The following is a 14,486-nucleotide window of genomic DNA, read 5'->3' as shown; positions in this document are numbered from 1 at the left end:
AAATGAGAAGCTTCTTGTAAGGGACTTTGTAATTGTTATTTTTGCGAAATGCTTAAGCTCCAAAAACACACACTTTTCCTTTTAGGCACTTTTGTGGCAATTCTTGTTTCCTCCTGTGAAGGTCTGTTCAATGAGGAGGAAGAAAAGGAACCTCTGGCGAGGGTGGGCGACACTTTTTTGTACAAAGAAGATATTGCTTCCTTGATCGGGGATGATATGACGACGCAGGATAGTACCATATTTGTGAACAATTATATAAATAATTGGGCATCAAAACAGTTGTTGTTGTCAAAATCCAAAATAAACCTGCCCGAAGAAAAGTTGGCGGAGTTTGATCGATTGGTGTCCGATTATCGTGCCGATCTGTACACGCGTGCCTACATAGAAGCGTTGGTCAATCAATCCCAGGATACGTCCGTTACCAAAAGTCAATTGCAGGAATTTTACGAGAGAGAAAAAGAAAATTTCAAACTCAACGAAAAATTGGTGCAGTTAAGGTTTGTTGGCATGTCCGGACAATTTTTGGATAGGGACGGGGTTGAGTCAAAAATTAAGAGGTGGGAAGATTCAGATAGAAGGTATTTGGATTCCATTGCCGTACAATTCAAAAAAATACATTTCAACGATTCTATTTGGGTAAGCGCGTCAAGGGTTATTCAAGAAATACCCCCATTAACACAGGCAAATGAGGAATCCCACTTAAAAAAATCACAATTTTTTGAGCTACAAGATTCGTTAGAGGTATATTTGGGGTTGGTAACCAATGTGTTGGAAGTCAATGAAACAGCCCCGTTTGATTATGTGGAACCTGATATTCGGCAACTGATTTTGAATAGAAGACGTTTAAATTACATTAAACAATTGGAGACCGAAATTATAGATGAAGCCATTAAGAAGAATGAATTTGAGGTTTATGACAAAGAAAATTAAAGGACTTTCGATTGCATTTTTTGCAATAATAGGAATGGTCCAGGCACAGGAAGCAGACCAAGCAATGAGTGTGGATACTACGAGCAACACCAAAAGGATAAAGCTTGATGGAATTGCAGCAGTAGTGGGAGATTATGTGATCTTGGAATCGGATATAGACAAAACCTTGATCGATCTTCGTAACCAAGGTGCCTCCACCGAAGATGTTACCCGTTGCGGACTTTTGGGCAAGCTTATGGAGGACAGGTTGTATGCCCATCAAGCGGTGCAGGATAGTTTGTTGGTGTCCGATGATATGGTGAACGCCCAAAGCGATAGGCAGATCCAACAATTGACGCAACAGATTGGAAGTGTTGAAAAAATGCTCAGCTACTATAAAAAGCCCGACATGGAAAGTTTCCGTGAGGAGCTTTTTGAAATCAATAAACTACGAATGCTTTCCGAAAAGATGCAGGGAAAAATAGTAGAGGAGATTGAAGTGACCCCGGAAGAGGTCCGTCAGTTTTTCAATAAAATTCCAGAAGATGAACGACCTGTTTTTGGTGCGGAATTGGAAATTGCCCAAATTGTAAAGCAGCCCGAAGCTCCCGAGGAAGAAAAGCAAAAAGTGATCAACCAGCTTAAGGAAATCCGTCAAGATGTATTAGAGAATGATGCTAGCTTCAATGTGAAAGCTATTTTGTATTCTCAAGATCCAGGATCAAAGTCCAAGGGAGGTTTTTATAGCATGACGAAGGAAACTCCTTTTGTGAAGGAATTTAAAGATGTTGCCTTTAGCTTGAGAGAGGGAGAGATATCTCAACCTTTTGAAACAAGTTTTGGATATCATATAATCTATATTGAAAAAATCAGAGGACAAGAATTGGATTTGAGACATATTCTTATGATTCCAGATATCCCACAAAGCGCTATTGATAAAGCAACAAAAGAATTGGACTCCATTCGCCAGCAGGTTTTGGATGGTAAGTACACATTTGCCGAAGCAGCCTTGAATTTTTCCGATGAAAAGGAGACCAAGTTTGATGGAGGACTGCTACGTAATCCCGTGAACTTTGATTCCAGATTTGAGCTTACAAAAATGGACCCCACCCTATACAACCAGGTCAGGAACCTTAAGGACGGTGAAATATCTCGCCCCATTCGTGAAGATGACCAAAGAGGTGGACCACCCAAGTTCAAGATCATGAAGATTTCCAACCGTTATGATGAGCACGAGGCGGATTTTGCCAAGGACTACATGAAAATCCAAGAACTGGCACTTCGTGAAAAACAGTTCAATGCCATAAAGGAATGGATGGAAGAACATATCGATGATACCTATATCCACGTGGACCCAGAAAGCAGAGGATGTGATTTTGCTAACAATTGGGTAAAGGAATAACCGTATGTCGGACGTAACTGCAGTAGAAAATCTGGTAAAAAAACACCAGGACTTAAAAAAGGAGATTGCCAAGGTCATTGTGGGTCAAGAAGAGGTAATCGAACAAATACTGTTATCCATTTACACTGGAGGCCATTCACTGCTCATAGGTGTGCCAGGTCTGGCAAAAACGTTAATGGTCAATACGATTGCGCAAACCTTGGGACTGGACTTTAAAAGAATCCAGTTTACCCCCGATTTGATGCCAAGCGATATTTTGGGAAGTGAAGTCTTGGATCAAAACCGCAACTTTAAGTTTATAAAGGGGCCGGTTTTTGGAAATATCATCCTAGCCGACGAAATTAACAGGACCCCTCCCAAAACACAAGCGGCATTATTGGAGGCCATGCAGGAAAGAGCGGTGACCATTGCGGGAAACCAATACAAGCTTAATCAACCATATTTTGTGCTGGCCACCCAAAACCCAATTGAGCAAGAAGGTACATATCCGTTGCCAGAAGCCCAGTTGGACCGTTTTATGTTCGCTATTGAACTAAAGTACCCATCGGTCGAGGAGGAAATCCAAGTAGTGAAATCAACCACTAGTGATAATCAAGCTACAATTGATACCTTGTTTACCGCAGATGAAATTATTGAGGTACAACACTTGATCAGGCGCATACCCGTTCCGGACAATGTTGTGGATTATGCGGTAAGGCTTGTAAATAGAACAAGACCAGGGCAAGAAGGGGCATCGGAATACGTTCAAAACTACATTGATTGGGGTGCTGGACCAAGAGCTTCACAGAACCTGATTTTAGCTGCCAAGGCCCATGCAGCCACCCATGGCAAATTCTCGCCCGACATCGAAGATGTAAAAGCAGTGAGTCTTGGAATACTCCGCCATAGGATTCTCAAAAACTATAAAGCTGAGGCAGAAGGCATCACCGAAGAAAAAATTATCACGGAATTGTTGTAAAAAATAAGAAGGGCAACACTTATTTAGTGCGATTCTAATTCCAAATTCCTTCTTGTTTTAGTAAATTTACCGAATTACAAAAATCTTAAAAACTCAATTGTATAATGGCATTTGATATAGACATGATTAAGGGTGTCTATGCTTCCATGGGGGAACGCGTAGAAAAAGCCCGTGAACTGGTGGGCAAGCCACTAACACTTTCCGAAAAGATTTTATACTCCCACCTGTGGGACGGTAAAACCGAAAAAGCATATGTAAGAGGCAAGGACTATGTTGATTTTGCCCCGGACAGGATCGCCTGTCAAGATGCAACGGCGCAGATGGCCCTTTTGCAATTTATGCAGGCTGGAAAGGATAAAGTAGCAGTACCGACCACAGTTCACTGTGATCACTTGATTCAAGCCAAAGATGGTGCTGCGGCAGATTTAAAACATGCCAATGAGACCAGCAAGGAAGTTTTTGACTTTTTGGGGTCTGTATCCAATAAATACGGTATTGGGTTTTGGAAACCAGGAGCAGGTATCATCCACCAAGTAGTATTGGAAAACTATGCTTTCCCAGGTGGTATGATGATCGGAACCGATTCCCACACCGTTAATGCTGGTGGATTGGGAATGGTGGCCATTGGAGTTGGTGGTGCCGATGCAGTGGACGTAATGGCCGGAATGGCCTGGGAACTAAAATTCCCAAAACTTATCGGCGTTAAATTGACCGGAAAATTATCCGGTTGGACCGCCCCTAAAGATGTAATCCTTAAAGTGGCCGAAATTCTAACCGTAAAAGGTGGAACAGGTGCCATTGTAGAATATTTTGGGCCTGGAGCCACCTCCATGTCCTGTACAGGAAAAGGAACCATTTGTAACATGGGTGCCGAGATAGGAGCGACCACATCGACTTTTGGTTACGATGAATCCATGGAACGTTACCTAAGGGCAACCGACAGGGAAGATGTTGCCGATGCCGCCAATAAAGTGAAAGAACACTTGACCGCAGATCCCGAAGTATATGCCAACCCAGAGCAATATTTTGACCAGGTCATCGAAATCAATTTGTCCGAATTAAAGCCACTTTTGAATGGTCCATTTACACCGGATTTGGCTACCGAAGTCGGCAGTATGACCGAGAAAGCCACCGAGAACGGATGGCCGTTGGCCGTTGAGTGGGGATTGATAGGATCTTGTACCAACTCTTCCTATGAAGATTTGTCAAGAGCATCATCCATAGCACAACAAGCGCTGGACAAAAAACTGAAAACAAAAGCCGAATTTGGAATCAATCCAGGGTCGGAACAAGTAAGATATACCACCGAGCGTGATGGTATCCTAGAAATATTTGAAAAATTGGATGCGAAGATTTTCACCAATGCCTGTGGGCCATGTATCGGTCAGTGGGGACGTTACGAAGATCCCAAGAACGCTCCTAAGAACAGTATCGTTCACTCCTTTAACCGTAACTTTGCGAAGCGTGCGGATGGAAACCCAAATACCCACGCATTCGTGGCATCTCCAGAAATGACAGCTGCCATTGCAATCGCAGGTCGTTTGGACTTTAACCCTTTGACGGATAAATTGATCAACGAGGATGGAGAAGAAGTAATGTTGGATGAGCCAACAGGATGGGAATTGCCGCCAAAAGGATTTGAGGTCAAAGAAAATGGATACGAAGATCCCGTAGAGGATGGAAGTGGAGTAGAGGTAATCGTTGCAAAAGGTTCAGAACGTTTGCAACTGCTTGAACCATTTGAACCTATCACCGCCAACGATCTTCAAGGTATGAAGTTGTTGATCAAGGCCTTTGGAAAATGTACCACCGACCACATTTCCATGGCAGGGCCATGGTTGCGATTCAGGGGGCATTTGGACAATATTGCCAACAACACCTTGATCGGGGCAGTAAACGCCTTCAACCAGAAAACCAACTTGGTGAAAAGCCAATTGACAGGTGAGTACGGAGGGGTGCCGGATACTCAACGTGAATACAAGAAAAAAGGAATCAAGACCGTAGTGGTCGGAGACCATAACTACGGTGAAGGTTCATCCAGAGAGCATGCTGCTATGCAACCAAGACACTTGGGTGTTGCAGTTGTATTGGTAAAATCGTTCGCAAGGATACACGAGACCAACCTTAAAAAACAAGGTATGTTGGCGTTGACCTTTGCCAATGAGAACGATTACGATCTTATTCAAGAGGACGACACCTTCAATATGGTGGATGCCGCTGAGTTTGCTCCGGACAAGCCATTGACCATTGAAGTGGTGCACGCAGATGGAAGCAAAGATACCATCATAGCGAACCATTCCTATAACGATGCACAGATCAAGTGGTTCAACGAAGGCTCGGCCCTGAACCTGATTAAAAAGCAGAATGCTTAATTGTATCTATAATAATCTGCGAAAACTCCTGATATTGTAAAAGATGTCAGGAGTTTTTAATTTTTGAGAAATAATATTCAATGAAGATCAGTAAAAAGACCATTCTCAATGTTGTATTGATTCTTTTTGTTCTCTCTTTTTTCGTAACGCCCATCGGGTACTATGGAAAGATATGGTTGAACAGATTGTTTTCCTTTTCGCCTTCGGTGATCGAGCAATCGGAACAACAAAAGATCACCGATTATGATTGGCGACTTAAGGATGAAGAGTGGAACTTTTTCAATTTTGAGAAATCCAAGGGCAAGATGGTATTCATCAATCTGTGGGCATCATGGCGATTGCCTTCGGAAGCTGAACTCGCAAGTATTCAGGAACTGTACGACAAATACAAGGGCACGATGGATTTCTACATCATCACCAATGAAGAGCGGGAACCCGTTGAGGCATTTATGGAAAAACATGGATTTACTTTTCCGGTGACCTACTTGATCATAGGTGAAAAAATGCCAATAAAGACGGATAAAGTACCGTCATCCTATTTGATAGATAAATCTGGAAACATTGTAATCCATGAAGAGGGAATTTCGGATTGGAGTACAAGAAAGGTCTACAAGGTGTTGGATGAATTGATTGTCGAATGAAACTGACCAAGGAACAAATCGGTAATGGTATATGGATATTGGCCATATTGCTCATTCTATTTACTCCAATAGGTTTTCATGCGAGGGTTCTTGTGAATAAAGTAGTTGCAGCTGTAATCAGTCCAAGTGCCGTGGATGAGAAAGAGCAAGCAACGTTGGCCGATTACCATTGGAACTTGATTGATTTAGAAGGAGAATCAATCAATCTTCAATCTAAAAAAGGACATGTGATCTTGGTAAATGTTTGGGCCACTTGGTGTCCACCATGTGTAGCCGAGCTTCCCGGTTTTGTCGAATTGTATTCAGATTATAAGGATAAGGTCACATTTGTATTTGTGGCCAATGATGAGAAGGATAGGGTAATTGCTTTTTTAGAGAAAAAGGAATATCGATTACCAGTTTACCTTCAAGCATCCGCAACACCTAAAGAATTGGAAAGCGGAAGTATCCCCGTTACCTACATCATAGACAAAGAGGGTGGAATTGTGGTGAACAAAACCGGCGCAGCGAATTGGAATTCGGAGAAAACTCGAAGCATGTTGGACAAATTACTGGCCGATTAATACTTCTTCTTGAAATACTTAAACGGAACCACTAACATACCAAAGCATTCCCCGTCATCTTTGCCCAAATGTTTGTGGTGCATTTTATGGGCTCTTCGAACACCGCGTGCATACCAATTGTTGGCATTGCGGAACATTTTAAAGCGCTGATGAATAAAAATGTCATGAACGGTAAAATAAGCTATTCCATAGGCCAAAATACCAAAACCTAAGGGCCAACCATACCAAAAGGATGTATAACTGCCCAAATAGAATAAGGTCATGCTTACGATGGCGTAAAAGATAAAAAAGGCATCATTCCGCTCAAACCATGAATCGTGGTCTTTTTTATGGTGGTCTCTGTGTAAACTCCACAGAAAACCATGCATCACATATTTATGGGTAAACCAAGCCATAAATTCCATAAAGCAGAAGGTTGCCAAAAAAATTAATATCCAGAGTGCTACTTTCATTGTACCAGTTGTAGTTTATAATTTACATAAGATTGCGCCAGCAGACCAAATTTTTGGTAGTTGGGCACACGAATTCTTGTGTTCTTAATTTCCAAAGGAGGGGTGCTCTGCAATTTTTGAAGCAATTTTTTGTAATAGCAGTATGCGGTATATACCCCAAATTTAGCCTGTTCCGGTAATTGCACTATTCCTGAATAGCCAAGGGCAAAATCGGCCTTTATTTCGTTTACGATGCGTTTTTTGGACTCCTCGTCCAGTTCCAACAGATTGGTGTTGGGAAAGTACGTCCTGTTCAGATCTTCGTAATCTGCCTTAAGGTCGCGTAGGAAATTTACCTTTTGGAAAGCAGATCCCAAAGCCATGGCGGATTCCTTTAACTCTTCGTACTTTTCTTTGTCCCCTTTAACGAATACACAAAGGCACATCAGGCCCACCACATCAGCAGAGCCATAGATGTATTCGCGATATTCATCAAAAGTCTCATAATTTTTTTTGGTCAGATCCATGCGCATACTCTTCATGAACGACGCTACCAAGTGATGTGGGATGTCATATTTATGATAGGTATCCTGAAAGGAATTTAGAATAGGGTTTAAACTTATTTTGTCAGCAATGGCCTGCTCCATATCCTTTTCAAAGTCATCGAACAATTTGGCCTTGTCATAATCATGAAAGGTATCTACAATTTCATCGGCAAAACGAACAAAACCGTAAATGTTATAAATATCCGCCCTTATGGAAGGAGCCAACATTTTTGTGGCCATAGAGAATGAGGTGCTGTAAGATTTGGTTACAATCTTGCTGCAATGATAAGATACATCGTCAAAAATAGTTTTCATTTGTTAACTTCTTTAATGATTAAATCAGCCACCAGTTTACCGGATATCAGGGATGGTGGGACCCCTGGGCCGGGTACGGTCAACTGACCGGTAAAGAACAAGTTTTTTACCTTGCTACTTTTGAGGTTAGGTCTTAAAAAAGCGGTCTGGCTCAATGTGTTGGCCAATCCGTAAGCATTTCCCTTATAGGAATTGTACTGTTCCACAAAATCGTTTACACAGAAACTTTCCTTAAAAATTACTGATTTTTTTACAGATTGATGGGTCAATTTTTCAAATCGGTCCATCACAATGTCAAAATACTGGTCCCTGAGCTGAGGTGTATCTTCCAATCCCGGAGCGATCGGTACCAGAAAAAAACCGGTTTCATTGCCTTCTGGTGCCATGGATGCATCTGTCACCGATGGGAAATTGGCATAGAACAATGGATTGCTGGGCCATTGTGGGTTGTCATATATTTCTTGGGCATGTTTCTCAAAATCCGTGTCGAAGAACAAGTTGTGGTGTTCAATGTTGATCAACTTTTTGTCAAAGCCAATATAGAACAATAAAGAAGAAGGCGCATAGGTCTTTCTGTCCCAATACTCCTCGGAGTATTGCCTATATTTTTTGTCCAGTAAGGTCTCGGAGTGGTGATAGTCGGCACCGCTGACCACATAATCGGCCAAATGATTGGTTCCGTTACTTCGAATGCCCAAAACGTCACCGTCCGATACCAAAATATGGGATGCGGGACTATTGGTGTGAATGGTTACACCCAATTCTTCGGCCAAACTTTTCATCGCCTTGATGATTTCGTACATGCCCCCCTTTGGATGCCATGTTCCCAGGCCAAAGTCTGCGAAGTTCATAAAATTATAGAAGGAAGGGGTCTTGCTGGGTTTTGCTCCGAGAAAAAGTACAGGAAACTCCAAAGTTGAAATTAGTTTTGGGTTTTTGAACCTTTTACGGACTTGTTGACTAATTGTTTTAAAAAACTGGTCAACTTTTAGTACCGTTTCCTTGGTCACCAACTCTAATGGTGAAAGCCCGGGTCTTAGGACAACTTTGTTTATGGCGATATCATAATTTTCCTGAGCTTCACCAATGAATTGTTTGAGATGCTTGCTGCTACCGGATTCAATGCGCTCAAATTCGGCACATATCTTTTCCATGCAATCGCCAATCGTAATGGTATCGTCCTCAAAGAAAATTTTATAGGCCGGATTTAGTTTGTCCAATTGGTAATAGTCGGATGTTTCTTTGTTGAAGTCGGCGAAAAACTTATCAAAAATATCGGGCATCCAATACCAACTTGGGCCAATGTCAAAAGTAAAACCATCCTTCACCAATTGTCTGGCCCTACCGCCCACAGTATCGTTCTTTTCGAATAGTTCTACCTCAAACCCAGCTTTTGCCAGATAGCAAGAAGCGGATAGGGAAGAAAAACCGGATCCAATGACAATTACTTTTTTCATTTGTGTTTAGAGGATATCTACCAATTGGTTAATGGATTTAAATATTCTAATGGACCCCTCGAGAGGTTTTTGCTCGCCAATTTCTTGTATTTGATGTCCCAAAACATAGAGTTTGGAGCCAGGGGATTTTTTCAGTACTTCACGGAACCGCTCAAAATAATCATCGATTTCATCCTTTGTTGGAGCAACGGTAAAATAGGAGACAAACCTGATATTGTTGTAATATTTGAGCAAATCCTCCAAACTTTCAATGGGCATGGTCTGTCCCAAATAAATGGTTTTATAGCCTTGCAATGCCAATTGATAGTTGATATATAACAATCCCAATTCGTGTATTTCGTTCTCCGGTAAAAACAGGACAAATACCTCATCCTTTTTGGTAGGTGCTTCAAATTGAAGTTTTTCGGTATGGATGTAGATTTTCTGTTTGATCAAGTTGGATATAAAATGCTCATGTGCAGGACTTATGGTATTGGTCTGCCATAATAGTCCCAGTTCGTTCAATAGTGGTATAAAAACCTCGTTAAAAATCTGTGTAAAGGACTTTTCTTCCATAAGGCTATTGTAGGTCTTAAGGAAAAGGGATTGATCGAAGTTGAGCATTGCCAATTTCAACGAGTTGAGGGCATGGCTTTTTTCACTTTTTTCGGCAATAATCTCGTTTACCAGGACAGGAATTTTTTCCTCGCCCATTTTGGCTATCTTGGAAATCTTGTAGCCGTTGTTGTACAATAGCGTAACGTTCAATAATTTTTGTAGACTTTCAAGATTATAGGTACGGATATTGGTATCGGTTCTTTCTGGGCTGAACAAGTTATATCGCTTTTCCCAAATTCGAATGGTATGTGCCTTTATACCGGAGAGGTTCTCCATATCGCGAATACTAAAGGAAGTTTTTACACTGTTCATCTTTTTGAATTAAACGTTAAACAAATTTACAATTTAAAAGATGCCATCCTAGTTTTTTATCATAAAATTTAGATTGTTCCTTATATATTTCAACGATTTGGGAAATGATTTGTGAATATTTCAACCTTTGTTTATCAATTTAAGACTAGTTCGTTTTTCTGAAAATCAATTTTTTATAAGAGGAGAATTCGCTTTTTACATAGGGGAACAGTATAAAAAGGCCCAACATGTTGGGAAATACCAGAGCCAATATCATGGCATCTGAAAATTTGATCACGGCATCCAAAGTAATGGCTGCGCCCAAAACGGTGAACATTAAGTATATGATCTTGTATGAAAGATCCATTGCTCTGCTTCTTCCAAAGAGATATTTCCAAGCCTGTAATCCATAATACGACCAAGATAGGATGGTGCTGAACGCAAAAAGGCATACGGCCAGCATCAATACCCATGAAGAACCATGTATGGAGTTTTCAAAGGCCATTGAAGTAATATTGACCCCACCTAATCTGCTGCCATCATATAGCAGAGCTTGTCCATCCACAACATTTCCATAAACAAATACCCCGTCCATATTGAACAGAATGATGACAATTGCCGTCATTGTGCATACAAGAACTGTATCTATAAAAGGTTCGAGCAGACCTACCAATCCTTCGGATGCAGGGTAGGCGGTATTCACCGCTGAATGTGCTATGGCGGCCGATCCCGCGCCGGCCTCATTTGAAAATGCCGCTCGCCTAAAGCCTTGTATCATTACACCCACAAATCCACCGGAAACGGTGGCCTCGGGTGTAAACGCATTTTTGAAGATCAATGCCAAGGCATCATCTACCCATTCTACCTTGGAAATAATTATGAAAATAGCGGCACCCACATAAAGTATGGCCATAAAAGGAACCACTTTCTCGGTAACTTTGGCAATTCTTTTTATGCCGCCAATGATTACGATTCCGGCCAAAAGAGCAAAAACCAGCCCAATTATGCTGCCCGTTGCATCTCCGGTAAGGCCAAAATTTTCTATAATCTGGGCCGCTGCTTGATTGCTCTGAAATGCATTGCCTCCACCAAATGATGCGCCCACGCACAAAATGGCAAATAGAACGGCCAAGAATTTTCCTAGTTTGGAAAACCCCCTCTGCGCGATTCCCTTGGAGAGGTAATACATAGGGCCACCATATACATTTCCCTTACCGTCAATGTCCCTATATTTTACTCCTAAGGTGCACTCCACAAATTTTGTGGACATGCCCAGTAGACCGGCAAGGATCATCCAAAATGTTGCGCCGGGTCCCCCAAAGGAAATAGCCACCGCAACCATGGCAATATTACCCAGTCCCACCGTCCCCGAAACTGCCGTGGCCAATGCCTGAAAATGGTTGACTTCTCCTAAATGACCTTCATCCTTTATTGTATCTACCAAATCACCATCTACCGTTTGAACCTGTGGTTTTAACTCGGGTCGGATTTTTTCGAGTTCATCATATTTTCCCCGGACCACTTGTATGGCAGTGGTGAAATGACGGACGTTGACAAAACCAAAATAAATAGTGAAGAACAATGCTCCTCCCATCAATATGATTAGAATCAATGGAATCCCTTGCCCGAATAGGGGAATTTCCGCCAAAATTAAATTCTCCCACCAAACAGCAAATGGCATAAAGGCATCATTGATCTTTTCATCCAGTCCTTGATTGGATGCTGATACAAAATATAGTGGTGAAAAAACAGCTAAAGTGTTGTTGTAAAGTATGTTGACCATAATCGAAAGTTTGCCTGAATTTCGATTTTAGGTTTAATTATGAAGCGTTTTGTCGGAATGGATTTATAAATGTCGGTAATCCTAAGTCAGACAAAATCAATGTAACCATTTAATAATCAATGTGTATGTTCTCTTTTGGAATACGAAGCCTAATTTTCCTTTCCCTATTTTCCGACATCTCGAACAATGTAGCTTTTAGGGGCTCATAGTGCTTGTCCTTGGTCCAGTTCTTTTTGCCAAAAAGGCCATTAAGGATGGCTTCCAGTAATCTTTTTAACTCGTTATGGTCACTTATGTCATAGTCTTTTGCGACATCAAAGTTTTTTGGTTTTATTTCCAGCCAACCATCTGTCATGTCCTTTTTACGCTGGGCAAATTCCTTGAAAAGGCGATATAGGGCAGGTGTTAGTTGTACAATACGGTCCTTATCACCAGGGAACCCGATCAAGGAAACGGAGTTGGCCATTGTAGTTGATTTTTGGGTCTTCTTTTTGATAAACTTTATTTTCAATTGGAATGGATCCGGTATCAAGGTTTCTGTAAGTTCTTTGACCCAGCTCAGTGCGAGGGCAAAAAACAACATGATCAAGGAGGTTTTAAATATGGCCGAGAACAACAATAAATTAATGTTGTTGTCCATTAACTTATAAATCTGTGCCATTAAGGTGACCAATATGGTGATCAAGGCCAACCCGCCCAATAAGAGCAATCTTCTTTTAATAAAAGATTCCCAAAGTACGAAACCCAAGAAAATCAAGGTCAAAAGTGCATAAACCACATCCAGTTCGTTGATAACATAGGCTTCACGTACCAAGAACATTTTGAACAATGTAGGAAACAGGGCAAAAGCAAATGGGATGCCTATGATAAGGGGCCATAATTTCGACTTGATCAACGGGGTAAAAGGTGCAGGTAAGTATTTGAACCATGGCAGCGCCATTAAGATAAATAAACTGTTGGTCAATGAAAGCATACTTGTGAGTCCGTCTTTGTAATGTGAATAGGCTGGGGTGTTGTTGAACACAATTTCAGTTAGACCCGAAAATGCCCAACACAACACGGAGAGAGCAAGCCAAACCGGACCATAATCGTGCTGCTTTTTCCCAATATGGTACCAAATGGACATTAAGGAAAGAAAAGCGAACAAGCATACAGAGAGCTGCCACCAACCATAAAACATGGAAATTTCATGTGAAACTTGAGTATCCATGCAAACGTTACTTTAAGAAAGGTTTATACAATTTCAATTATTTAGGAATAAACTGGAAAATAGGTAAAAAAGCAGAAAGTAAAAAAATGACGCTCGTTCAATGTGTTGACAGGAGCATTAAAACAAAAAAACCGCAAGCAATTGCGGTTTTTTTTTGTGCCCACGACTGGAGTCGAACCAGCACGTCCTTACGAACACTACCCCCTCAAGGTAGCGTGTCTACCAATTCCACCACGTGGGCCTTTGGAATTTTAAGTGTGCAAATATAATTTTTTTGTACAAAAGGAGAGGGATTTAATGGCTTTTTGTGATGGTTGGTTTTTGGGGTAACGACCGGTTCGACTTTGCACAAAGTTTACAAAATCATAATATCTGTCCACTTATATTTTTATGAAATTTGCTTTTGATGAAACACCCCCATACAAATGAAGCGCAGCAAGAACTTGCCCTTCGTGTCCAAGACTCGGATAGGGAAGCCTTCAATTCGTTGTTTTCCATGTTGTGGGAGCCTATGTATACCTATGCAGCTTCCTTGATCATGAATAATTCCCTTGCCAAGGACCTTGTTCAGGATATTTGGATAGATTATTGGCAGCGAAGGGAACATATTGAGGTGGAAAACATCAAGTCTTATTTGTTCAAAGCTATTCGCTATAAGTGTTATAACTCATTAAGGGATACAAAGTTCAACAAAACACAAATCGATGTTGCCGATTCTATTTGTGTGGTCTCCGAAATTGAACAGGAAGAAGATGTGCTCGAACTTTCAAAACGTATCGATAGGAGTATGGCCAATCTTCCGCAACGGTGTCAGGAAGTTTTTAGGTTGAGCCGAATCCACAATATCAGTAATAAAGAGATTGCAAACCAGCTCAATATCTCCCATCGATCGGTCGAAAACCAGATTTCTTTTGCGCTTAGGCGTCTTCGTAAGGACCTTTCCATTGTTAAGTCAATGTTCCTTTAAGCGACTTCTTTTTTAGCTAAAGGTTAAGCACTGCCCGTTAAGTTT

General features: G+C 41.3%; 13 protein-coding genes and 1 tRNA gene. 7 read left to right on the top strand and 7 right to left on the bottom strand.

Features of this window, described 5'->3' with window-relative positions:
- The first annotated feature begins 48 nt into the window (after window positions 1-48).
- From J0656_RS12300 to J0656_RS12275, 6 genes are all read left to right on the top strand, one after another.
- Entirely contained in the window at window positions 49-930 is an 882-nt protein-coding gene (locus J0656_RS12300; protein ID WP_207034253.1) for a peptidyl-prolyl cis-trans isomerase, read from the top strand.
- Window positions 914-2,311 carry a peptidylprolyl isomerase gene (locus J0656_RS12295; protein WP_225603704.1) on the top strand — a complete coding sequence of 466 codons (1,398 nt, stop codon included), beginning with the start codon at window positions 914-916 and terminating at the stop codon, window positions 2,309-2,311. Before J0656_RS12300 ends, J0656_RS12295 begins: the two co-directional genes overlap by 17 nt.
- 4 nt (window positions 2,312-2,315) lie before the next feature.
- Complete coding sequence (locus J0656_RS12290) at window positions 2,316-3,269, top strand: AAA family ATPase (RefSeq protein WP_207034247.1); 954 nt, start codon at window positions 2,316-2,318, stop codon at window positions 3,267-3,269.
- Between the two features lie 104 nt (window positions 3,270-3,373).
- Entirely contained in the window at window positions 3,374-5,641 is a 2,268-nt protein-coding gene (locus J0656_RS12285; protein WP_207034245.1) for an aconitate hydratase, read from the top strand.
- An 80-nt stretch (window positions 5,642-5,721) separates the two neighbouring features.
- Window positions 5,722-6,282 carry a TlpA family protein disulfide reductase gene (locus J0656_RS12280; protein ID WP_207034242.1) on the top strand — a complete coding sequence of 187 codons (561 nt, stop codon included), beginning with the start codon at window positions 5,722-5,724 and terminating at the stop codon, window positions 6,280-6,282.
- Window positions 6,279-6,845 (top strand): TlpA family protein disulfide reductase, encoded by a 567-nt coding sequence (locus tag J0656_RS12275; protein ID WP_207034238.1) that lies wholly within the window; start codon window positions 6,279-6,281, stop codon window positions 6,843-6,845. The genes J0656_RS12280 and J0656_RS12275 overlap by 4 nt, the downstream gene beginning before the upstream one ends.
- On the opposite strand, the gene J0656_RS12270 is transcribed toward J0656_RS12275, so the two are convergent.
- The 7 genes from J0656_RS12270 to J0656_RS12240 form a co-directional block, all read right to left on the bottom strand.
- Window positions 6,842-7,297: a sterol desaturase family protein gene (locus J0656_RS12270; protein ID WP_207034235.1), complete on the bottom strand. Its 456-nt coding sequence runs from the start codon at window positions 7,295-7,297 to the stop codon at window positions 6,842-6,844. The two genes, J0656_RS12275 and J0656_RS12270, sit on opposite strands and share 4 nt — an antisense overlap.
- On the bottom strand, window positions 7,294-8,136 hold the full coding sequence (locus tag J0656_RS12265) for a phytoene/squalene synthase family protein (protein WP_207034233.1): 843 nt from the start codon (window positions 8,134-8,136) through the stop codon (window positions 7,294-7,296). Before J0656_RS12265 ends, J0656_RS12270 begins: the two co-directional genes overlap by 4 nt.
- Window positions 8,133-9,593, bottom strand: a complete 1,461-nt coding sequence (locus tag J0656_RS12260) for a bifunctional phytoene desaturase/3,4-desaturase (protein WP_207034230.1) — start codon at window positions 9,591-9,593, stop codon at window positions 8,133-8,135. The genes J0656_RS12265 and J0656_RS12260 overlap by 4 nt, the downstream gene beginning before the upstream one ends.
- Window positions 9,594-9,599: 6 nt before the next feature.
- Complete coding sequence (locus tag J0656_RS12255; RefSeq protein ID WP_207034227.1) at window positions 9,600-10,502, bottom strand: MerR family transcriptional regulator; 903 nt, start codon at window positions 10,500-10,502, stop codon at window positions 9,600-9,602.
- Window positions 10,503-10,647: 145 nt separating this feature from the next.
- The gene (locus J0656_RS12250; RefSeq protein ID WP_207034224.1) at window positions 10,648-12,264 is read right to left on the bottom strand and encodes an alanine/glycine:cation symporter family protein; all 1,617 of its coding nucleotides are present in this window, start codon (window positions 12,262-12,264) and stop codon (window positions 10,648-10,650) included.
- A gap of 109 nt (window positions 12,265-12,373) precedes the next feature.
- Window positions 12,374-13,474, bottom strand: coding sequence for a hypothetical protein (locus J0656_RS12245; protein WP_207034220.1), 1,101 nt, complete (start codon window positions 13,472-13,474; stop codon window positions 12,374-12,376).
- A 157-nt stretch (window positions 13,475-13,631) separates the two neighbouring features.
- Window positions 13,632-13,715: transfer RNA gene (locus J0656_RS12240), tRNA-Leu, on the bottom strand.
- Window positions 13,716-13,880: 165 nt separating this feature from the next.
- Here J0656_RS12240 and J0656_RS12235 point away from each other — a divergent pair.
- Window positions 13,881-14,441: an RNA polymerase sigma-70 factor gene (locus tag J0656_RS12235; protein WP_207034217.1), complete on the top strand. Its 561-nt coding sequence runs from the start codon at window positions 13,881-13,883 to the stop codon at window positions 14,439-14,441.
- Window positions 14,442-14,486: the final 45 nt, after the last annotated feature.

Source organism: Flagellimonas aurea, assembly GCF_017313785.1.
In the GTDB taxonomy this organism is placed as follows: Bacteria; Bacteroidota; Bacteroidia; order Flavobacteriales; family Flavobacteriaceae; genus Flagellimonas; species Flagellimonas aurea.
This window is presented reverse-complemented; position numbering and strand designations above follow the sequence as displayed.